The following is a 22,183-nucleotide window of genomic DNA, read 5'->3' as shown; positions in this document are numbered from 1 at the left end:
CTGTTTTCTCCCAAGACTCATCCACTAATTATGACTCCACAAACTATAATCCTTTATTCCCTCATTTGCAAACTAATCTATCTCCAATTTTGGTACATATTTCACATAAGAAAAAGTGTAGTTTGAAGTAAATGCTCAAACTACACTTTTCCTACAACCTTATCCTTTATAACTAACTTCCTCCTACTTCAGGAGTATTTTCCGTTACTTTATTCGTCCCTTCCAATGTAAAAAAACATTTCTTCATCATTTCAGGGTTTATCCACGCTTCAAAATTTTCTTACCATTGCTAATGTTATTTTCGAATAACTATTGATTTCAGTCCCCCCTTTATTTAAATGAAAAGATTGTATTTCTTTTCAACAAAACCCCCGCTCTCATAAAAGAGAGCGGGGGTTTTAATCATTCATTATTGACCTTTGTACATTGCATCAACTTGTTTTTGAAGTTCTTCATTTTCTAAGAACTCATCATACGTTGCTACCTTATCAACTACACCGTTTGGCGTTACTTCGATAATACGGTTTGCAATTGTTTGTACGAACTGATGGTCATGAGAAGTGAATAGTAATGTTCCTTTAAATGTGATTAAACCGTTGTTTAATGCTGTAATAGACTCAAGGTCTAAATGGTTCGTTGGATCATCTAATGTTAATACGTTTGCACCGCTTAACATCATTTTAGATAACATACAACGAACTTTTTCTCCTCCAGATAAAACAGAAACGTTTTTCTTTACTTCTTCACCAGAGAATAGCATACGGCCTAAGAAACCACGTAAGAAACTTTCTGATTCATCTTGTGGAGAGAACTGACGTAACCAATCAATTAAAGTGTAATCACTGTTCTCGAAGTACTCAGAGTTATCTCTTGGGAAATGAGCTTGCGATGTTGTTACACCCCATTTGAATGAACCGCTATCTGGCTCCATTTCACCCATAAGAATTTTAAATAATGTTGTCATTGCAATATCGTTACGGCCGATAAATGCAACTTTATCACCTTTATTTAAAGTGAAGTTCACATTATCTAATACTTTTTCTCCGTCGATTGTTTTAGAAATACCTTCAACCGTTAATAAGTCATTTCCTACTTCACGCTCTGGTGTGAAACCAACGAACGGATAACGACGTGATGACGGTCTAATATCATCTAATGTAATTTTATCTAATAATTTTTTACGAGAAGTTGCTTGCTTCGCTTTAGATGCGTTTGAGCTAAAGCGTGCAATAAAGTTTTGTAACTCTTTTACTTTCTCTTCTTTTTTCTTGTTAGAATCTTGAGTTAGTTTTAATGCTAATTGGCTTGACTCATACCAGAAGTCATAGTTACCAACGTATAATTGAATTTTACCGAAATCAAGATCAGCCATGTGCGTACATACTTTATTTAAGAAGTGACGGTCATGGGATACAACGATAACTGTATTTTCAAAGTTCATTAAGAAGTTTTCTAACCATTGAATCGCCTTTAAGTCCAAATGGTTGGTAGGCTCATCTAGTAATAGAATGTCAGGTTGACCGAATAAAGCTTGAGCAAGTAATACTTTTACTTTCTCTGCCCCTGTTAATTCAGACATCTTTTTATCATGAATATCTTCACCGATACCTAATCCTTTTAGAAGGATTGCAGCTTCTGACTCAGCTTCCCAACCGTTTAGCTCAGCGAACTCACCTTCAAGTTCTGCAGCACGCATACCATCTTCATCACTAAAGTCTTCTTTCATGTAAATTGCATTTTTCTCTTGCATTACTTTATAAAGACGTGTGTGACCCATCATTACTGTTTCTAGTGCAGGGAACTCTTCATATTCGAAGTGATTCTGTTTTAATACTGCTAGACGCTCACCTGGCGTAATATGTATGTCACCTGTTGATTGGTCAACTTCTCCAGATAAAATCTTTAGAAATGTTGATTTACCAGCACCGTTTGCTCCAATTAAACCGTAGCAATTACCTGGCGTAAATTTTATGTTAACATCTTCAAATAATTTGCGATCCGCGAAACGCAAACTAACGTTACTTACTGTAATCATTTGTGTCCTCCTACTAATACCACTTATTTCAGCGTTTTCTCACCGATTGTCTTAAAAAATCGCATATTACGACTCAATTATTGTAGACTATAGCTATTATATAGTAGAAGCTGGATGAATAGCAACGGTTGATTGCTTTTATCGTGTGGTTATTACATTGATTTACTAGTTAATACAGCATTTTAAATAATACTAGTTAAATTCCATATATAGTGAATAAGGATTTGTGCTAGCAATGAATTTGTTTTTCGGTATATGTAACTAGTGACAATACTCAAAACAAATGGAAACACACGATATTCCATTAGGATATTATGTATGAAAGAAAAGTGAATATAAATGAATCGGTCATTTCGCTATACAAATTCATATCAAAAAGATATTCACACAACCTCAAGAATATAATTGCCCCACCAAAACTTAACATACCATAAACGAATGATTTGTTTGTTACCCATAAATCCCTCCTACTACAAAAAAGGGCGTGAATATTTTCCGTATTTCCCTAACTATATTTCACCATATATTAGAAAGTATTTTTTTCGTTTATTCGCAAACGTTCTTCACTCTGTTTTCAATAAAAAACTGTAGAGAACACACTCTCTACAGTTTTTTTATTACTTCTTATCAATTATTTTCTTTTTATAACTTTGTATTTTACTCATTAACCCTATTAAAGCTGGTAATAAAATTGGCATAACAATTAAAGCTAATAATATAAGGGCAATGCCAACAACTAATGCTACTTGTATTAGCGTTAATACACCTGAAGGAATTAATGCTGCAAATGTCCCACCTAAAATAAGTGCCGCTGATAATACGACTCCTCCTATATGACGAGATGCATTTACAATTTTCGTTACTGAATCCCCTTCTATCTCATTGTATCGCATCATTACGAAGATGCTATAATCCACTCCTAAAGCGACAATCATAATGAAGCTAAAGAATGGAACATTCCAGCTTAATGATTCTACATGTAATATATGCGCACTAATTTGTTCACTTATACCAAGTGATGCGAAGTACGCTAATATTAATGATCCAATAATAAATATTGAGTTTAATAATGAACGGGTAATCACTATTAATACAATCGCAATTCCAATTAACATAATCGTAGCTGTACGTAAGAAATCTTGCCCGGTTACTTCTTTTAAATCAACGTTTCTAGCTGTTGTTCCGCCAATTGCTTTTTTCGCCGATTTTAATTCTGTACCATTTAACGTACCGTCTATCGTTTTATTAATTTCTTGAATAATAGGCATCGCTTCTTTTGAATACGGGTTTACGTCTAAAATGATTGTCATTTTAGCAGTTTTTCTATCATGTGACATATACGTATTCAATGCTTGTTGGAAGTCTTCTCCCTCCAAAACTTCTTTTGGAATATAAAACTTCTCTGAGCTTTTCGATTCATTCAGCTCACCTAAATATTTTTGAGCGTCCCCTAGACCGTTACTTACTTTTCCTAAACCTTCTGTACTTTTAGATAAGCCTGATTGTAATTGCCCCATCTTTTCTTGCAAATCTTTCAGTCCAGTTAATAATTGACCTTGCCCATCATTTATTTTCGTTAGTCCAGATTGTAACTCACCTGATTTGTTCGCAATTTGTTTTGAACCTGTAGCTCCTTCGTTCAAGCCGTTTTTCAGCTCGGTTGCCCCTTTTTGTAATTGCGTAACGCCACTGTTCATTTCTTTTAAACCACTATCTACTTTCAGTAACGATTGATTCGCTTCTTTAAATGAACTCATCGCTGCTTTGTGCTGCGTCGCTAATTGATTTAATTCATTTGAAAGGACACTTAATTGCTTCTGAGCTTCTTTTGTAATTCCTAATGTTTGCTGCACATTAGGATCATTTGCTAATTCTGGTTTTGTTTGAATGAAATTGTTCATTAACGTTTCAATTTGTTCATATCCTTTTTTCGCACCATCAATCGCTTGAGAAATACCTCCGAAATATTGATTGTACGAACTTAAACCTTTTTCTAACTGAGTATACCCAGCATGAAGCTGAGAAGTTGCATTTGAAAGGGCATTGATATTTCCGTTTAATGATGCTAGCCCATCCTCTATTTGCTTCGCCCCTTGTGCCCCATTGTTTATTCCATTCGATAATTGATTTAAAGCTGTTCCTAATGCTGTTACGCCATTTTTCGCCTCATTTGTTCCATCAATTAACTTTTGAACATTTGCGAGACTATTTGAGTCATTACCACCCATTTTGTCTTTCGCATCAGTTAATCCGTCATTAATTTCTTTTATACCACCATTTGCATCTCCTAAGCCTGTATTCAATTCTCCGGCTTGTTTATTTATATATAATTCTTTAATCTTATCTCCAGTTGGACGCGTCGGTGAATATACTTCTGAAACCCCTTTAACTTTCGAAAGTTTTTCAGTTAGTTCATCTAAAGTTTGTAGAGAAGTCGCTTCATCTAGCTTTTTGTCAGATTGAATAACTAGCGTACCCGGTGAAGAGAAACCAGGCGGAAAATGCTCTTCTATTACATTAATCCCCATTTTTGATTCATACTTATTATCTACTTCAAATAAATCATTGTAATTATGCGTGTTAGAATATTTTAATACGAAAGGAATCGATATCACAAACACAATAATTAAAGCAACAAATGGTCTTGCTACCGAGTTTTTCGCAAAGAATCCCCATAAACGACTATCCTCATGTCCTTTAAATGTTTTAACTGGATAAAACATTCCTTTTCCTAATAGCACCATGAAAAATGGATTTAAAGTTGTTAATACGAGTAGTAATACTGCGACACCAATTGCTACCGCTGAAGTAGATTGATATAATTTAAAACTCGCTAATGCAAGAGATGCAAAACCGATTAGTACTGCAATTCCGCTATATAAAACGGTTTTACCTGCTGATTTAAATGTTTCTTTCGTAGCTAAATACGCATTTTCTTGTTTACTTAATTCTTCTTTAAATCTCGTATATAATAAAATGTTATAGTCTGTTCCTACTCCAAACAGGACGACAACTACAAACACTTGTGTAAAGTTTGAAAATGGAAAATTAAATTGATCAACCAAATGAGCAATAATTCCCATTGAAACTAAGTACGATACCCCAACTGTAAGAAGTGAAACGATCGGAACAATTGGTGAACGAAATACAATGATTAATACTACAAGAATGAAAATGATTGAAATAACTTCTGTCTTTTGCACTCCCTCTTGAGAGGATTTAAGAAAATCATCTCCGATTAAGTCACTTCCTGTTAAGTATGTTTTTACCCCTTTCGGTTTAACTTTTTTATGTAGCTCCTCTGCAACTTTTGATATTTCACCATGCTTTTTATCTACCGATATTTGCGTTAAAATAGTCGTATTGTCTTTAGAAATTAACTGTTTTTCCAAGTCTTTATTATCTAAATGTGAAACAACTTCCTTAATTCCTAATTGCTCTTTTTCACTTTGTAACGCATTGATCGTTTTTGTTATTTCCTCTTTTTGCTCAGTAGTTAAAGCTGCTTTATTACCACTATTAAAAACGGCTATAATTTCGTACTTTTCAACACCTTCTTTATCCATCTCTTTTATCATCTTGTCAGCAATACTACTTTGTTCTGTATTAGGAATCGTAATTTGCCCTTTTTCTTTCACTAACTTATCCATATTAGGCATCGTTACGACCATTGTAATAGTAATAACTACCCATAATAGAAAAGATAAACTTCTCCAACTTTTTAATTTGCTCATATGAATCATCTCCTACTTTTAGAATTTCATGTTGCATTCGGAATGAACGTTCATTCCTATTATTCTATTAAATTATTTTTAAATCTATTTACCTACCTCTATCGGAATGAATATTCATTCCTTTAGTTGTACGGATATATCATCTCCTGTTCTCATTTTATATATCTATTTCGGAATGAATGTTCATTCCTATCCTTATAGAGCTATAGAATCAAATGATTCTAATAGCATTCCAAGAGCTTTCTTCCAATTCTTTTACTAATTCTTTTGAGTATTCTAATTGCCCTGTTGCCATTACTTTAGTTAATTTTTCTAGCGGTTGATATACAATAATAATTAAAGCAACTGGAGGCAATGGACGGAGCAAACCTTTTGCGATTCCATCTTCTATAATATTCATAAAGAAGCCTATAAAATCGTCAAATATTTTGTTACTCTGTTCATCAAGAAAATAACTATCACAGTGAGAATTTGTAAAAAGAAAAGCATCCACATTGTTTCTCGCAAATTCAAATAAACGGTTATAAATATGACTAAACTGTTCACGAATATTTGCTTCAACAGGAAAATCAGTTTTTAGTATTTCAGATAATTGCAACATGCTCTTTGAAAATAGTGAGTTAACGAGTGCCTCTTTATTTTCAAAATAGCGATAAATAGTACCAGCGCCAACATTTGCTTTTTCAGCAATCATCGGAATTGTCGTACCATCGTAACCACGCTCTGCGAAAAGTTTTATAGCAGCATCAAAAATATCCTCTTGTTTATTTTTAGCCATTTTGCTCACCTCAATTTTCAGGAATGAAAATTCATTCCGTTTTTAATTATAAATTACATGGATTAAAAGTCAAGTGGTTAATGCTTCGTTAAAAGCAGAAATGTACTATAACTAATTATGTTTAGTTATAGTACATTTCTATTTACACATTAGTATGCCGCACAAAGCTTTACAAAATTAAAAGAAATCATAAATAAACGGCTTACGCACGGGCACTAAATTCTCAAATGCACGTATCTCCTCTTCGTTTCCGCTTATTAACTCTAATTCATTTAATTCTAACGGACGTTTATAACCAAATATAATAGTAGATAACGCGTTAATATCCATTTGAATCCCTTTTTCTTTTGCTGTTTCTTCTTTAATGATTGTTATTTCATTATTTATAAGTCGGACCGTTACGTTATTCCACGGCGCAAATGAATCAGTAATATGTAAAATCACTTCTTGTTCTTCGTTGCTCCCATTCCATTCATATTGTTTGAAAAACTGTTCTACATCTACAATTCTTCCCATGAAATATGGAGTTACTTCTGCTTTTACTCGTGGTTCTTGTAATGTGTAAAGAAGTGGCTCTGTTTCGCTTAGTATCATTTCAAGATCTTTTATCATAGAATCATGCTGACATATGAAATTCCAAAGACCATTTCTCGCTTCATTATGTAATGGGACAAATTCTTCTACTGTCATTTTAGAATTCTCTATTTTGTATAAAATGTAACCAGCTGCATTCTTATTTTCATCATAGTAAACTGCCAATGTTAAATCATGATACACCGCTTGTAGCCACCATTTACGTCCGCGAACTAACATACCCGAAAATCGTTCTGCAAATGTTTCATATAGCTTCTCTACTTCTTCTGGATGATTATCTTTACTAAAACGTTTCACTGTACCATTCACTTGCTTTTTTATTGTTAAATCGTTCTTTGTCATCTGACATACGATTCGATTCGCACAAAGTTCCCAGCCGTATTTACGATAAAATGAAACTGCAAATGGATGTAACATCGATACACTATATCCATCTCTTTTCATCGTTTGCAGTGAATGCTGAAGTAACTCTTTTACATACCCACTTCTTCTATACTCTGGATACGTCGCTACCCCTGCAACACCGCTCATTTTAAACTTTTCTTTTCCTATGTAAATATGAAACGGTATAAGATGAAGTTTTGCGGCTACTTCTTCGCCCTCCATAATGCCGTATATTTGATGGCTTTCTTTCATTCGTGTAATTTTCTGCTCTGCCCATTCTTCATTTGCTTTATATTGAAAAGCATATTCTGATAAACGTAATGCTTCTCTAAACTTATCTTCTTTTAATTGTATAACGTTCATATATTTCTCCTCCATCCTCTGTTCGAATTGTACCATAATTCTTACTATTACAGTTTGGTAAGTGAAATTATGAGGATGTTTCAACAAAAGATATCGATTTAGAAACAATCTAACATAAAAAAGCAGATACATTACGCATCTGCTTCTCATCAATTTATTTAGCTAACGTTTGAAGCTCTTCAAAAAATGTAGGATACGATACACCTACCGCTTCTGCATCTTCAATTGTTGTTTCTCCTTCGGCTATACAGCCAGCAATTGCAAGCATCATTCCAATGCGATGATCACCGTGACTATGTACTGTATTTCCTTTTAGCTTCGATTTACCGTAAATAATCATTCCATCATCAGTTGCTTCTATGCGAGCTCCTAGTTTCGTTAATTCAGCAACGACTGTATCGATACGATTTGTTTCTTTCACTTTTAGCTCGTGTGCATCTTTAATGACTGTAATTCCGTCTGCTTGTGTTGCTGCTAAGGCGATAATTGGAATTTCATCGATTAGTCTCGGAATAATATCCCCGCCGATTTCGATTCCTTTCAGTGACGATGTTTCAATTGTAATGTTTGCAGCTGGCTCTGATGCACCTTCGTTAATTGGCTCTACAGTAAACGTAGCCCCCATTTTCTCAAGAACATCAATAATACCTGTACGAGTCGGATTCATTCCTACATTTTGTAATAACAGTTTACTATTTGGAATAATTGCACCTGCTACTAAGAAAAATGCCGCAGATGATACATCACCCGGAACTTGAACGTCTGTTCCTTTTAGATTTTGTCCACCAGCTAGTTTTACAGTTTTCCCTTCGCGAGTTACTGTAACGCCAAACGCCTCAAGCATTCTTTCTGTATGATCACGCGAAACGTGAGGTTCTGTAACAGTTGTTACACCTTCAGCACGAAGACCTGCAAGTAAAATAGCTGATTTCACTTGCGCGCTTGCGACAGGTGAAGCATATTGGATCGCTTTTAAATCTCCTCCGCGTATTGTTAGCGGCGTAAACGTTCCTTCTTCTCGACCATCAATTTTTGCGCCCATTTGCTTTAGTGGATTTGTTACACGCTGCATCGGTCTCTTCGCAATTGAAGCATCACCTTGCACGCAAGAAAAGAATGGTGTGTTTGCAAGTATTCCTGACATTAATCGGATCGTTGTACCAGAATTACCAACATCTAATACAGCTTTTGGTTCTTGCAAACCTTCTAATCCTTTTCCAATTACCGTAACTTCGTCTTCATTTTGCGTAATCTCTACTCCCATTTCTTTAAAACAAGAAATCGTACTTAAACAATCCGCACCAGGAAGAAATCCTTTAATTGTTGTTTTTCCATCTGCAATTGCGCCAAACATGACAGCGCGATGCGAAATTGATTTATCACCTGGGATTGTAATTGTTCCATTCAATCCATTAGTTACAGGTTGTATTTTTGTTCCCTTCACGTTCTCACCTTCTTTTTTAAATTGTTTCATACGTTTGGTATTCTTCTTTTCCTAGCGCCAGCTTTGCCTGCATGCGGTCTTCTTCTCTTTGGAAGCTAATTCTAAGCACCCCAAGCAATCCTTCGCGCGCTTCTAATATTTGCAAGTTTGTAATGCTAATTTCTTCTTCTGCTAAAATACTCGTAATATGAGCTAATGCCCCTACTTTATCTAAAACATCGACGTATAAGTCGTGATAGGCAGGAATTGCGCCTCTCTTTCGCACTGGTAAAGAGTCACGGTATTCTTTCGCATCTGCAAAATAGCTTTGTATTTCTCCTGCATCTCCTTTAGAAACCGTCTTATATAACTCTTCCATTTCTGAGATCCATTCTTCTAATAGTTCCAATAAATGACCGCGATTTTGTTTTACGATATCACTCCACATTTTCGGACTACTTGATGCAATGCGTGTTATATCTTTAAATCCACCTGCCGCCAGTTGATGAATAAGCGGGTTATCCCCTGCATGTTTCTCAACTTGTTTTACTAATCCTGCTGCGATAAGATGCGGAAAATGACTAACAATGCCAGTTACATAATCGTGTTCTTTTGTATTTAAAACGAGAAAATGCGATCCGGTTCCTTTTAGCCATTCTTTTAGCTCATCTACTTGATCAGCCTGCACGTGATTCATTGGCGTTAAAATGTAAAATGCGTTTTCGAAAAGGTGCGCCTTTGCACTTTCGACACCAGTTTTATGAGAACCTGCCATCGGATGTCCACCGATAAAAGAAACTTTCTTTGATAATAAAGCTTCCGCTTCATTCATAATTGTCCCTTTCGTACTTCCTACATCGGTAACAATAACATCTTCTCGTAAATGAAATGATGCAAGTTTGTGTAATAACTTTTTCGTTTCTTCAACTGGAGAGGCAAAAACAATTAAATGTGCCTCCTCACATGCACTCTGTAAATCTACTGCTACTTCATCAACTACATGTAATTCTTTTGCGCGCTCTACTTGCTCTTTAAATATGTCATAGCCGGTAATCGTTACATCGTGCTCTTTTTTTATCGCTAATGCAAGTGAGCCTCCTATTAATCCTGTTCCAATTAATACTACCTTTTTACACATTTGCCTCATCTCGAGACTTACTTTTTTTATTTTCAAAGTGTTGTTTTAACACTGAAATCACTCCCTCATTTTGTTCCCTTGTTCCAATTGTAATACGCACGCCATTTGGAAACGGACGAATAATAAAACCAGCGTGCGCGCAAGATTCATAAATTTCTCCAGCATCATCTACTGGTAAGAAGATAAAGTTCGTTTGCGACGGATAAAACGGGATTTCATTTTCTGTACAAAAACTTTCGTACTGGTGTAATCCCTCTTTATTAACACGTACTATTTCCTCAATAAACGCTTCATCACTAAAGGCAATCGTTGCCGCTTTTTGAGCTAATGAAGATACGTTAAATGGCAAACGGACAACATTTAATTTCTCAATTAACTCTTCCTGCCCAATTGCATATCCGACGCGGAAAGAAGCTAATCCGTATGCTTTAGAAAATGTTCTAAGTACAAGAATGTTTTTATGCTTTTCCAGAAGTGGTAATATCTCTGGAAAATCTTTTGCTGTTACGTATTCATAGTACGCTTCATCAATGACAATTAACGTATTTTCACTAATACCTTCAATAAATTGAGTCAATTTTTGCTCATTAACATATGTGCCTGTCGGATTATTCGGATTACAAATCCAAACGATTTTTGTATGTTCATCAATTGCTGAAGAAACTTCGTCTAGATCATATACACCGTTATTTAAAGGAACTTCTTTCACTTTACATCCTTCAATAACCGCATGATGGCGATATTGAGGGAATGTTGCACCCGCAGTAACAATGTTATCTCCTGCTCTGAGCACTGCACGGCTTATAATTTGAATGACTTCATCGAGCCCACTACCACAAAGCACTTGTTCCATTTTCACTTGTAATTTCTCTGCAATCGTTTGACGGAGCGTTGTAGCTCCGCCATCTGGATACAATGCATGTTCCTGCCACGATTTTTGTAATTCTCCTAAAACACGAGGTGAACAGCCAAATGGATTTTCATTTGATGCTAACTTAACAAATGAATGATTCCCGTATACTTCTTTCATTTGCTCTGGTGATTTACCTGGTTTATACGGTTGTAATGATGATAGTTGATCTTTTACTCGCATGTTAACCCCGCCTTTTCATTAAAATTCTTTTGCGTATTTGTTATGTTGCGTAATGTTTTGCTTTAGTAATTCCATGCGGTCTTTTCCGAATTGTTCGACTAGTGCATCTGCAAGTTCCCACGCAACAACAGCTTCAGCTACAACACCGGCTGCAGGTACTGCACAGCTATCAGATCTTTCAATACTCGCTTGGAACGCTTCTTTCGTATCAATATCTACGCTTGCTAACGGTTTATATAATGTAGGAATTGGCTTCATTACACCTCTTACTACAATTGGCATACCTGTTGTCATACCGCCTTCTAAACCACCCGCATTATTTGTTTTTCTCGTGTATCCTTTCTCTTCATCCCACATAATTTCATCGTGCACTTTACTTCCCGGCTGTCTTGCCGCTTCAAAACCAATTCCGATTTCAGCACCTTTAAATGCATTCACGCTCATAATAGCACCGGCAAGTTTTGCATCTAATTTACGGTCGTAATGGACGTAGCTACCAACTCCAATTGGCATACCTTCTGCAATTACTTCAACAATACCACCGATTGAATCTCCGCTGCTTTTCGCATCATCAATCGCATCCATCATCTCTTGTTCTACTTCTTTATCTAAACATCGAACAGGTGAGTTTTCAGTAATCGTTTGAATTTCTTCTATCGGCAAGTGAGTAATAGGCTTCGCTTTTACTCCGCCAATTTCAAGAACATGTCCTGCGATTTCCACACCTAGTTCTTTCAAAATTTGTTTCGCAACTGCACCAGCCGCAACTCTAACAGTCGTTTCTCTTGCAGAAGAGCGCTCTAATACGTTTCTTATATCACGATGACCGTATTTAATTGCCCCGTTTAAATCCGCATGTCCTGGACGCGGTTTTGTAATCGTACGCTTCATTTCTTTACTTTCTTGCTCTGAAATTGGTTCTGCGCCCATTACTTTCGTCCAATGTTTGAAATCATCATTTTTTACGATTAACGTAATCGGTGAACCGAGTGTCATCCCGTGACGTACACCACTTACAATTTCAACTGTATCTGTTTCAATTTGCATGCGTCTTCCGCGCCCATGCCCTTTTTGTCTTCTTAATAATTCTTTATTAATATGTTCCGCTGTTAATGTTAAACCTGCTGGTACACCTTCTAAAATAACTGTTAACTGCGGACCATGTGATTCTCCAGCTGTAATGTATCTCATTTCTCTTACCCCTTTATTATTTTTTTGTACAAAAAAGTCCCTACTGAGCGCTCAGTAGGGACGATGTTTATCGCGGTACCACCCTAGTTGTAGACTTATTTCGTCTACCTCTCTTCTGCTTTAACGATCGTTTGACCGTCTTTCCCTTCAAAAGTTGGCGGGAAAGATGCTCCAAGGCTGTAATTCATGCTTACCTTTGTACTGATTCACACCGACCATCAGCTCTCTTTAACAGTGAGATAAGCACTACTGTTTCCTCTTCAGTGCATATATGATATGGAATTAAGATAATTTATTTTTGAAACCTTTTAACTCATCCATGAATCTATGGAATTCTGGAATATCCATTTGTTGCGCAGAATCTGATAACGCAACTGCTGGGTCCGGATGTACTTCCGCCATTACTGCATCTGCTCCAATTGCAAGTGCCGCTTTTGCTGTTGGTAATAATAAATCTCTACGCCCTGTTGAATGCGTTACGTCTACGATAACTGGTAAATGTGTTTCTTTCTTTAAAATCGGTACTGCTGAAATATCTAATGTGTTACGTGTCGCTCTTTCGTATGTGCGAATACCGCGCTCACAAAGAATAATTTGGTCATTACCTTGTGCAATAATGTATTCCGCTGCATTAATGAACTCATCAATTGTTGCTGCTAATCCACGTTTTAGTAATACTGGCTTATTAACTTTACCTACAGCTCGTAGTAAATCGAAGTTTTGCATGTTACGTGCTCCAACTTGAATTACATCAACGTATTCTAGCGCCATTTCTACGTCATTCGGATTTAAAATTTCACTAATAATCGCTAAGTCGAACTCATCTGCTACTTGGCGTAAAATTTGTAAACCTTCTACTCCTAAACCTTGGAAATCGTATGGAGATGTTCTCGGTTTGAAAGCACCGCCGCGCATTAATTTAAGTCCTTGATCTTTCATCGCTTGCCCTACTTGGCGAACTTGCTCTAAACTTTCTACCGCACAAGGTCCCATAATGAACGTTTGTGTTCCGTTTCCAATCAATTCACCTTTAACATTAACAATTGTATTTTCTTTTTTCTTTTTACGTGAAACTAGTAATGCTTTACGGTTATCATCTTCTTGTAATTCTAAGCTTGCTTTGAAAATCGTTTTGAAAATATGTTGAACCGTTGACGTTTCGAATGGTCCTTCGTTATGCTCTGCGATCATATCAAGCACTTCACGCTCACGTACTGGATCGAAGCGTTTCGTACCTTGTACTTGTTTTTGCTCTCCAATTTTTTGAACGATTTCACCGCGTTTGTTTAAAAGGTGTAATAGTTGTAAGTTAATTTCATCTACCTGTTTACGTAATTGATCTAATTCATGATTTGCCATTTGGAAATCCTCCTCTAATGTTTTAAAAGTATAGTAAGAGAATGTAAAATTCTCTATTTTCTGAACTGATAAATTATACAAATTTAAAGTGGAATCGATACCTCTTCTTATTTTAAACTAATAATTACCATAAAGACACTATCTACTAGTTAAAAATCACTTTTTTTGTACAAAAAATCCCTACTGATCCAATCAGTAGGGACGATATTTATCGCGGTACCACCCTAGTTGTAGACTTCTTTCGTCTACCTCTCTTCATTGTTAACGATCATCTGACCGTCTTTCCCTTCATAAAGACAATACTATCTTTACTACGAAAAAGATGCTCCAAGACTGTAATTCATGATTATCTCTGTACTGGTTCACACCAACCACCAGCTCTCTGTTACAGTAAGACTAACCACTACTGTGATCTCTTCATTGCACTTTGTTTATTCAAATGTTTTTGAAATTGAATAAGTATGATTCGTATTATAGAACGCTTTTCAAAACACTGTCAACAACTTTTTATTTATTTTTTAAAAATCCGTTTTCGCCCTATGATTCCTCTTGTAAATTCTCCGTTACAATTCCGATACGAATTATCTCATTTTCTATTAAATTTAATACATGTCTTTCTACTCCATACTTGGTTAATAGTTCTTTTATTTGTATAATTTCACTTTCAAGTAAATCGGCTTCTTGACACGTCTGAAGTAAAGTGAAAAACACATTTGCATACAATTCTTTATACGCTTTCAAACTCTCTTTCTTTTCAAGTATCTCTATAAACAACTGTTTCATTTCTTCTTGATTACATTGTCCTTCCACACCTTGAAATTTACTCGAAATAATATTTAGTCCTTTTTCTAAAACCTCATCCATGCATAAAACAATACGTAAAAGCATCATGTATTCTCTCGTTGATATTACGCCCATTTTCGGACGTTCTCTTAAAAACACACTAAGCCACGCTGTCCAAAATTTTTGTTGTTCCTTACCACTTAACGTTTTTACGTAGTAGAATAAATACTGCATAAATTTAATTTTATTTTCTTCGTTTTCTTGCATCAAAAGTGGATATAACCAATCTGTTTTTTGCTCCCAATATAATACGCATTTAATAAATACAAAGCTAAGCCATTTTAAAAATGCTTCTCTCGTATATGGATGTAGTGCCTCTAAATGTTCTACCGCATACTTAATATATCGCCTTATTTCTGTAAACAAAGGTACATTAATTTGCGTATAACATAATCCCGCCCACGCATATTTCGTAAGCTCACTTTCTTTCTTTAAATCTAAGTAAGGTAATAAATTTTTTCGACACCATTGCTTCTCAATATGGTATAAAAACGTAATATCTGCTGTTAAACGAGCAAACATAAAGTTCTTTCTTTCCGAAGTAACCCTTACCTGCTCCTCAAATAAAAATAAATATTCATACACGTTGCGATCGTATAAATGATCATATGCTAACAGTTTTAGTAATACAGCAGTCATCTTCCCAACAGGATGCTGAATAGATTCATTGTAAAACTCTTGTTTTCCAATCTTAAAATCCGATTCCCCTCTCATAACTTGTGGAAGTACAGAAAAAGAAAAACGTTTTACAATCCGTATACTATTTTCATCTAACTCTTCTAATCGATTACTAATTTCATATAGAAAATTACTAATTAACCAATGAAAAGCAGTATTTCTAACAAACTTCTGCAATAACGGTATAATCTTTTGAATTTGTTCATTCGTCAAATTTCTGTTATTTCGCCACTCTCTAATACACACAAACCATACTTCATTACTAATTTCGTGCACGCCTACTAGTTGATAAGCAAACGAAATACTCCACTCTACATTCAATTTACACGCTTTTGATAACATCTCTGAAAAATGACGTTGCTCAAAAACACCATCTCTTGAAAATTGCCGAACTTGCTCCATTATTTCATCGTCTTTCAGCTGCAGTAACCCATCAGCTGTTACATTGCATGTAATACGTTGTTCATTTTCCTCTTTCTTTGGAACACTGTATTGATCTGAAGAAAAATGAGGGTGTTTCTGTTTCATTAGCTCATATCCTTCCGCCGTACACTCACTATTCGGATCACACGTGAATAGTAAGTCTAATACAAGACAAGCATCAAACGCCCTCTCTTCTGCAAGATACTCTAATACATGTTGAATTACTTCTTCTTTCGTTTCCTCTAAAGCATCTGTGTAATAATTCTTTAAAAGTTGAAACACTTCATGTTTACATGTGAAATCTAAAAGAACATCTGCATGTAACAACCACTTCAGTTTGTCATCCGCTGTAACGAATACATTATTAATCATTGCTTCAATCGCAATTCGTTTTTGAAGTACACTATCTGTTTCTATCATTTCTGTAATATAATAATTTGCTTTTTTCTCATTGTTTTCACCTAAATATGTAAGACACTCTTTTACAATTTGAATTAAAAATGTAAAATCATTTTGCTGTAACTCCTGCACTGAAATTTCTCTATCTCTTTTTTTCAGTGCATGTTGTCTTAATGACAATAGTTGTATCTTTTCTAATCCCATAACCATAATTGGATTTGCGTAGTAAGCGATATGTGGTCTCATTTTCTCTTTCCAAATTTGCTCCACATGTGAAAAAATAGACATTGGTATACGACTCGATTCCTCGAGTTCAATCGACTCTTGCGTATCATTTCCCCATCTTCTTACACGCTTCAGTTTAAGTTTCCCGTCTAAAATAAACGTTAATAGCAACAAGCCAATTTCTTTATGCTCAGGGAAAGAACATTTTTGCAATAAATATGTGATCATTTCAATAGAGCTACTATCTTTCTCTGCTGTTTCTAATAAAAGTAATGTCCATCTTGCAAACAACAAAGGGTCCATCGCTTCTTTCGTTTCGTTTAAGTAAGTACAAATTGTTCGCCACCATAACGGGGATATTTTAGAATAATTTTTAAAAATCAATTGAAATAGTTCTTTTTGATGACTAAATAGAAATTGCTCCACTAACCATTCCGCAAGCAATTCATCTACTTCATCATAATTTGCTGTAAGCAGAAATAAGTTTCTTAATTTCCCTTCTGCTTCAAGCCATTCCACCCATTCATAATCACGAGCAAATTCAACGAAGTACCGAACGGTTTCAATTTTTTTTATTGACTGTTTTATATAGGATAATTGCTCCTGCTCTACTGATGGAGGAACGGTTACAATATCACGAATACGCATTCTTTTCGTAATATAATTATCCCCCATTAATTCCGCCCACCGCTTCACCGCTTTCACAAGTGCCTGATGATTATTTGCTTTATTCGGATACACAATCGGTCTTATCCCTAAATGCTCCCAATGATATGTATTATCACCTTGTGCGACGAAAGCATAACGCCTTGTACTCGGTGGTAAGCCTGTTGCTAAATATTTCATTACAGGATCATTATGACTATACCCAACGAATAAAACAGTGTAATTTGAAAATAAATCAACTAAAAATCGTCTCGCCCATCCTTCTGTTAAGTAAGCCCTTCCAAAATCACCATCCGTTAAAATTAAAGCTTCTTTCTCTTGTTCTATATTCCCATGTATGTAAGCCAACCCTTTAAACGCTCTCCCTGTCGGTAAAGCAGGTGCATAATAAATATTCAGCTCTCTATTCATTTCTGTAATTACAGACGTAAAATGTTGATCAAAGTTTGTCGTTACAATTCGAACATCCGCAGCTAACGGAAACAGCCTTGGAATCGCATAGTGTAATGGATTTGGTTTTGATTTTTCTATATTAACGAGGTCTCTTGCAACTTGATGCACATCTTTCGTTTTCGCAATTTTACCGAGATAATAATCGTGGGGTTCTGTCATCTCACGCCTTTCGACATATAAAGCTTTCGAAATTTCATCAACTAAATCATCGAAATTCGGTAAGTTTGATTTCCCCTTCATAGAAACTCCTGCTCCAACGAATAATACTAACTTCCCTTGTTCAAGGTGATCGATTAACTCATCTGGAATTTCTACTTCTGAAGTAATCCACATCCCGGATTCCCCCTTACCTAAAAATGTCATACGCTCTCATTTCACTATAACATTTTTTGAATGTTTTTTTAATATTTAGATAAAATTTCGACGTGATAAAGTTTTATCTAATTTAAACACTTACAATGTATGAACTCCTGAATTTATTGTAAAACTATGTATAAATGGGAGGTGTAAATATTGAGTGATATTACTGTAATACTTATTAAATTTATATCATGCATCATCGCTTTTAGTATCGGACTAGCTCTATTTTTCCCAGCAACGCTCGTCCAAATCATTTCTTTTAGTCTCTTCGTCACAATCGTTTCTTATATGTTTGTTGATAAAATTATTTTAAATCGAATTGGCAATTCCGCTGCCATTATGACGGATTTCTTACTTACGTATTTAAGCGTTTGGATTTTCGGTAATATTTTATTAGACAACTACATGCAAATTGCATGGGGTAGTATCCTTTCTGCCATCGTCTTTACATTATCAGAAGTAATCGTCCATCGCTTTTCTAATTCCCACACAAGACATAACAATGATAACATTCGAATTAATCGCCGGTTTGCATATGGTACGGAGTTTGCTGAAGAACAGAATGTGTTGGATAAAGATAAGAAGAAATAAAGCCATAATTACTGGTGCAAAAAAGGAGCTGTCTCATCATTCGAATTTTTGACGATGTGGCGCTCCTTTTTATTTTTTGTAATATCAATACGGCGAATGAAATTATATTAACGATTTTTTGAATATATCTATCGTAACTCTAATTATATCAACGATTCTACAAAGAATATCGATTTATCGACAATGTTTGACGACCTATCCTCAAATAAAAAAGCTGCCCCCATTTAGAGACAGCCACTTCAATACTTACGCTTCTACTTTTAGATCTTTCAATGCAACAACATCCGCAAATGATCCAAACACAACATTATGATGCTTTACAATATCTTCAGCACGCAATACATCTGTATCAAACGTACTATGCGCATCACTCACTAATGTTACTTTATACCCTTCACTAAACGCTCTGCGCGTTGTCGTATCCACACAGTACTCTGTTTGCATTCCTGAAATAATAACACGCTCAATGCCTTTTCCTTGTAACACTTCGTTTAAGTTTGTCTTATAGAATGAATCTGGAGTCGTCTTTTCAACGACAAGATCCCCTTCTTGCGGTGCAATCGCCGCATGTACTTTCCAGCCATCTGTATCTTTTTCTAACGGATGATCTTTCGGCCCGTTATGTTGTACATAAATAACCGGAATACCATTCGAACGACATTCCCCAATAAGTTCTTGCAACGTTTCTAAAAACTTTTCCCCATTATGTACTGGGATTCCTGCTGTATACATACCCGCTTGCACATCAATAACTAGTAATGCCTTTTTCATTTCACACAGCTCCCCTTGTTTGTATAAGCCATTGCATATTCATTATAATTATTTATATTCCATCATCCAACAATCTTCTAATTTCGCCTCATGCAGTTCATGTTCCTTTAAAATCTTCACTTTTTTAAATCCGCATTTTTCATAACACTTTATCGCACGTTCGTTATTTACTTTGGGGTCCATTGCAATTGTTTCTGCACCCTCTTCTTTCATAATGTATGTAATTGCTGCTTGAACGAGTTTTGTTCCAATTCCCTTTCCCCAAAAGGTCGGTTCTCCGATAAATTGATCCATCCCCCATACATTACGCGATTCTTCATATCCATATAACGCTTTCCATTCAGAATCAACTGCGTACATTTGAATGTAACCGATCGGCACTTCATCGAATTCTATTAAACATCTTTTTTCATTACTGTTTGGATGATGTATAAAATGTTCAAGTACCTTTTCTACAGATTGCGGATTATCTCTTCCTTCGTAATACTGTAGGACTTCTGGGTCTTTTAACCATTTAGAAATGATAGGTGCATCGTTTTTTATTACGGATCTAACTAATAATTGTCCCTTTTGGAATAACATAGGTCACCTCCTTATTAGTTACTCTTATAATAACTTTTCTATATGCGGATAGTAAATTTTTAAACCAGCTTTACTTGCATAATCCCACAATAAGAAATTATTCTGTTCAACTTATACTGAGTATCATAAACTATTACTTAACTAAAAGAATGTTTCCCATAATGAAGTTCTTTTGTAGCAAGACCTAAAAAAACTAAAACATTTTGGAGATGAGACTTTGAAATCAACATTAATTATTCTTCGAGGAAACTCCGCAAGTGGCAAAACAACAATCGCAAAGGAACTGCAAGAACATTTCGGGCAAGGAACACTTCTAGTCTCACAAGACGTTGTGCGCAGGGATATGCTAAAAGTGCACGACACAATGGGTAACTTATCTCATGATTTACTATTTGAAATTACGAAGTACGGAAAAGGAAAATGTGAATTTGTCATTTTAGAAGGTATATTAAACAGTCGTAGATATGGAGATATGTTAAAAGAATTGATATATTATTTTGAAGGAAACGCGTATACATATTACTTCGATTTATCTCTCGAAGAAACGATTAGACGGCATAATACTAGAGAAAAACGACTTGAGTTTGGAGAGGATTTATTGAGTAAATGGTATAATCCTCACGATACAATTGAAGTAGATAGAGAAACTGTTTTTACAGATAATTTCACACAAAAAGACATATTTCATGCGATTCTTAATGAGGTTACAAAACAAAAATAAGACTGACAGAATGAGTCAGTCTTATTTTTATTATGTACTTTGTATTTCAGTTTTCATAACGGAACACTCTTTACATAAATAATAATATATATTCATTTCCCCAAACTGAAAATCAACTACTGAAATAAGTTCCCGTTTTTCAAGGTCTTGTGTAATTGTAGCAACATACATCATCGCTTCTGAACAACTTGGGCATGCCAAATCTTCTGGAAGATCTTCATATAATGGTGCCCCTAATAATCTACATACATATTCCGAACCGAATAAGTCAAAAGCTTCCCAGTAACTATCTTCATCAGTAGGTGTATCTTCATTTTTCATATTCGTTAACTTTACATTCGTTTTTGGTAGGTGAATCGGTAGCTTATACTCATCTTCCATTACCCAATCTTCCGTATTATCCTGCTTTATTATTTGAACTGTTTTACCCCCATTACTTAACTGAAAATATTGAGGTTCCCACACCATCGCACAGTTCAGACAAGAAACTAATGGTAAAACATCTAATTCACCACTTTTAAATTTAGCAAGCCTCTCATCTTTCAAATCAAAACAGAGAATTTGATGCATCTTCTCACCGCATAGCTTACATACTGGCAAATTGCAATCTTGACCACCAAAGTAATGAGTATATGAATCTTTCCCTTCAATTACTCTATACCCTTTTATTTCATTGTAATGTGCGCCATATAATTCTATTGTCATATTCCATCCTCGCTTTAAATACATCTGATTCATTATATTATAATCATTAACACTAAAAAGCATCGTCTTCCTGAATAGTTTCTAAAATAAATCCTTTTAAACTTGGGGCTATTTCTTCCATTTCTTCATCTTCGTGATACCAAATATATATTTCATCATCCATTATTCCGTTATTTATTTTAAAGCACAATTTATCTCCTGAACCATCGTCACCAATTATAATAAAATCTTCAGGCATATGCTCATCGCTCAACTCAACGTTTTGTCTAACTATATCATCCCAAGTTTTCACTAAATTTCTATTATCTTTAATAGGATATAGTATCCATTCTCCTATTTCGGCGTTATTAACTAATTTAAAAAGATCCCTATATTGCGCTGGAAAAATAGCACCTAACTTTTCTTCGGTTTCTTTTATATGTAATTCAAATAATCCTTGTTTCTTTGTTTCAATATATTCTCTTATTTCTTTCATGAAATACACCTATCCTTTGAACTTAATTACACTATTATGAGTGAAAGTGCTTAGTAAATGATTTGATCCGATTTATATATTTCATTATATGTTAACTCTTCGTTGCCATCATACTATTCTTCTCTATTTCTCAATGAATTTCTGTTATATTTCCTCACCTCATTCTTAATAGTTGTATTTTATAGACATGATACAAGTT

The 22,183-nt window shown here is 35.1% G+C and carries 17 protein-coding genes, 1 pseudogene and 2 other annotated features; of the genes and pseudogenes, 2 read left to right on the top strand and 16 right to left on the bottom strand.

Annotated features, from left to right (window positions below):
- Positions 1-175 precede the first annotated feature (175 nt).
- The 12 genes and pseudogenes from V7038_RS24115 to V7038_RS24060 all read right to left on the bottom strand — a co-directional run.
- A pseudogene (locus V7038_RS24115) lies at positions 176-250 on the bottom strand (ATPase); the annotation flags it as partial.
- A gap of 159 nt (positions 251-409) precedes the next feature.
- Positions 410-2,035: an ABC-F family ATP-binding cassette domain-containing protein gene (locus tag V7038_RS24110; RefSeq protein ID WP_002110450.1), complete on the bottom strand. Its 1,626-nt coding sequence runs from the start codon at positions 2,033-2,035 to the stop codon at positions 410-412.
- Positions 2,036-2,217: 182 nt separating this feature from the next.
- Positions 2,218-2,370, bottom strand: a complete 153-nt coding sequence (locus tag V7038_RS24105; RefSeq protein ID WP_223260376.1) for a CPBP family glutamic-type intramembrane protease — start codon at positions 2,368-2,370, stop codon at positions 2,218-2,220.
- Positions 2,371-2,652: 282 nt separating this feature from the next.
- Entirely contained in the window at positions 2,653-5,769 is a 3,117-nt protein-coding gene (locus tag V7038_RS24100; protein ID WP_070128507.1) for an MMPL family transporter, read from the bottom strand.
- A 211-nt stretch (positions 5,770-5,980) separates the two neighbouring features.
- On the bottom strand, positions 5,981-6,547 hold the full coding sequence (locus V7038_RS24095) for a TetR/AcrR family transcriptional regulator (protein WP_002110452.1): 567 nt from the start codon (positions 6,545-6,547) through the stop codon (positions 5,981-5,983).
- 177 nt (positions 6,548-6,724) lie between these two features.
- On the bottom strand, positions 6,725-7,888 hold the full coding sequence (locus V7038_RS24090) for a GNAT family N-acetyltransferase (protein WP_335695752.1): 1,164 nt from the start codon (positions 7,886-7,888) through the stop codon (positions 6,725-6,727).
- Between the two features lie 154 nt (positions 7,889-8,042).
- Entirely contained in the window at positions 8,043-9,332 is a 1,290-nt protein-coding gene (aroA, locus tag V7038_RS24085) for a 3-phosphoshikimate 1-carboxyvinyltransferase (protein ID WP_002200141.1), read from the bottom strand.
- A 16-nt stretch (positions 9,333-9,348) separates the two neighbouring features.
- Positions 9,349-10,449 carry a prephenate dehydrogenase gene (gene tyrA, locus V7038_RS24080; RefSeq protein ID WP_002110456.1) on the bottom strand — a complete coding sequence of 367 codons (1,101 nt, stop codon included), beginning with the start codon at positions 10,447-10,449 and terminating at the stop codon, positions 9,349-9,351.
- Positions 10,442-11,542 carry a histidinol-phosphate transaminase gene (gene hisC / locus V7038_RS24075; protein ID WP_002110457.1) on the bottom strand — a complete coding sequence of 367 codons (1,101 nt, stop codon included), beginning with the start codon at positions 11,540-11,542 and terminating at the stop codon, positions 10,442-10,444. The genes tyrA and hisC overlap by 8 nt, the downstream gene beginning before the upstream one ends.
- Positions 11,543-11,560: 18 nt before the next feature.
- Positions 11,561-12,733 (bottom strand): chorismate synthase, encoded by a 1,173-nt coding sequence (gene aroC / locus V7038_RS24070; protein WP_002110458.1) that lies wholly within the window; start codon positions 12,731-12,733, stop codon positions 11,561-11,563.
- Between the two features lie 53 nt (positions 12,734-12,786).
- Positions 12,787-13,006 (bottom strand) — a binding site (T-box leader).
- Positions 13,007-13,015: 9 nt separating this feature from the next.
- The gene (locus V7038_RS24065; protein ID WP_001273572.1) at positions 13,016-14,092 is read right to left on the bottom strand and encodes a bifunctional 3-deoxy-7-phosphoheptulonate synthase/chorismate mutase; all 1,077 of its coding nucleotides are present in this window, start codon (positions 14,090-14,092) and stop codon (positions 13,016-13,018) included.
- Positions 14,093-14,286: 194 nt separating this feature from the next.
- Positions 14,287-14,522: a binding site (T-box leader), on the bottom strand.
- A gap of 107 nt (positions 14,523-14,629) precedes the next feature.
- The gene (locus V7038_RS24060) at positions 14,630-18,142 is read right to left on the bottom strand and encodes a DUF4020 domain-containing protein (protein WP_070128513.1); all 3,513 of its coding nucleotides are present in this window, start codon (positions 18,140-18,142) and stop codon (positions 14,630-14,632) included.
- A gap of 150 nt (positions 18,143-18,292) precedes the next feature.
- Between V7038_RS24060 and V7038_RS24055 the strand changes: the two genes are divergently transcribed.
- Positions 18,293-18,730 (top strand): YndM family protein, encoded by a 438-nt coding sequence (locus V7038_RS24055; RefSeq protein WP_070170276.1) that lies wholly within the window; start codon positions 18,293-18,295, stop codon positions 18,728-18,730.
- A gap of 246 nt (positions 18,731-18,976) precedes the next feature.
- On the opposite strand, the gene V7038_RS24050 is transcribed toward V7038_RS24055, so the two are convergent.
- Positions 18,977-19,501 carry a cysteine hydrolase family protein gene (locus V7038_RS24050; RefSeq protein WP_335695751.1) on the bottom strand — a complete coding sequence of 175 codons (525 nt, stop codon included), beginning with the start codon at positions 19,499-19,501 and terminating at the stop codon, positions 18,977-18,979.
- 48 nt (positions 19,502-19,549) lie between these two features.
- Positions 19,550-20,083: a GNAT family N-acetyltransferase gene (locus V7038_RS24045; protein ID WP_335695750.1), complete on the bottom strand. Its 534-nt coding sequence runs from the start codon at positions 20,081-20,083 to the stop codon at positions 19,550-19,552.
- Positions 20,084-20,300: 217 nt separating this feature from the next.
- Here V7038_RS24045 and V7038_RS24040 point away from each other — a divergent pair, with 217 nt between their 5' ends.
- The gene (locus tag V7038_RS24040) at positions 20,301-20,804 is read left to right on the top strand and encodes a kinase (RefSeq protein ID WP_002013426.1); all 504 of its coding nucleotides are present in this window, start codon (positions 20,301-20,303) and stop codon (positions 20,802-20,804) included.
- A 30-nt stretch (positions 20,805-20,834) separates the two neighbouring features.
- Here V7038_RS24040 and V7038_RS24035 read toward each other — a convergent pair whose 3' ends face one another.
- Positions 20,835-21,509, bottom strand: a complete 675-nt coding sequence (locus V7038_RS24035) for a hypothetical protein (RefSeq protein ID WP_070128609.1) — start codon at positions 21,507-21,509, stop codon at positions 20,835-20,837.
- A gap of 52 nt (positions 21,510-21,561) precedes the next feature.
- The gene (locus V7038_RS24030; protein WP_002013423.1) at positions 21,562-21,984 is read right to left on the bottom strand and encodes an SMI1/KNR4 family protein; all 423 of its coding nucleotides are present in this window, start codon (positions 21,982-21,984) and stop codon (positions 21,562-21,564) included.
- Positions 21,985-22,183: the final 199 nt, after the last annotated feature.

Origin of the sequence: Bacillus sp. JJ783, assembly GCF_036963225.1 — a bacterium.
Lineage (GTDB): Bacteria > Bacillota > Bacilli > Bacillales > Bacillaceae_G > Bacillus_A > Bacillus_A cereus_U.
The sequence above is the reverse complement of the archived record's forward strand: the minus strand, read 5'-3'. Positions and strand labels throughout refer to the sequence as shown.

What these genes read in the sequence shown, in the direction of transcription:
- V7038_RS24110 (WP_002110450.1), bottom strand. Translation starts at nt 2,035, where the DNA reads ATGATTACAGTAAGTAACGTTAGTTTGCGTTTCGCGGATCGCAAATTA.
- V7038_RS24100 (WP_070128507.1), bottom strand. Translation starts at nt 5,769, where the DNA reads ATGAGCAAATTAAAAAGTTGGAGAAGTTTATCTTTTCTATTATGGGTA.
- V7038_RS24095 (WP_002110452.1), bottom strand. Translation starts at nt 6,547, where the DNA reads ATGGCTAAAAATAAACAAGAGGATATTTTTGATGCTGCTATAAAACTT.
- V7038_RS24090 (WP_335695752.1), bottom strand. Translation starts at nt 7,888, where the DNA reads ATGAACGTTATACAATTAAAAGAAGATAAGTTTAGAGAAGCATTACGT.
- tyrA (WP_002110456.1), bottom strand. Translation starts at nt 10,449, where the DNA reads ATGTGTAAAAAGGTAGTATTAATTGGAACAGGATTAATAGGAGGCTCA.
- hisC (WP_002110457.1), bottom strand. Translation starts at nt 11,542, where the DNA reads ATGCGAGTAAAAGATCAACTATCATCATTACAACCGTATAAACCAGGT.
- aroC (WP_002110458.1), bottom strand. Translation starts at nt 12,733, where the DNA reads ATGAGATACATTACAGCTGGAGAATCACATGGTCCGCAGTTAACAGTT.
- V7038_RS24065 (WP_001273572.1), bottom strand. Translation starts at nt 14,092, where the DNA reads ATGGCAAATCATGAATTAGATCAATTACGTAAACAGGTAGATGAAATT.
- V7038_RS24060 (WP_070128513.1), bottom strand. Translation starts at nt 18,142, where the DNA reads ATGACATTTTTAGGTAAGGGGGAATCCGGGATGTGGATTACTTCAGAA.
- V7038_RS24050 (WP_335695751.1), bottom strand. Translation starts at nt 19,501, where the DNA reads ATGAAAAAGGCATTACTAGTTATTGATGTGCAAGCGGGTATGTATACA.
- V7038_RS24045 (WP_335695750.1), bottom strand. Translation starts at nt 20,083, where the DNA reads ATGTTATTCCAAAAGGGACAATTATTAGTTAGATCCGTAATAAAAAAC.
- V7038_RS24035 (WP_070128609.1), bottom strand. Translation starts at nt 21,509, where the DNA reads ATGACAATAGAATTATATGGCGCACATTACAATGAAATAAAAGGGTAT.
- V7038_RS24030 (WP_002013423.1), bottom strand. Translation starts at nt 21,984, where the DNA reads ATGAAAGAAATAAGAGAATATATTGAAACAAAGAAACAAGGATTATTT.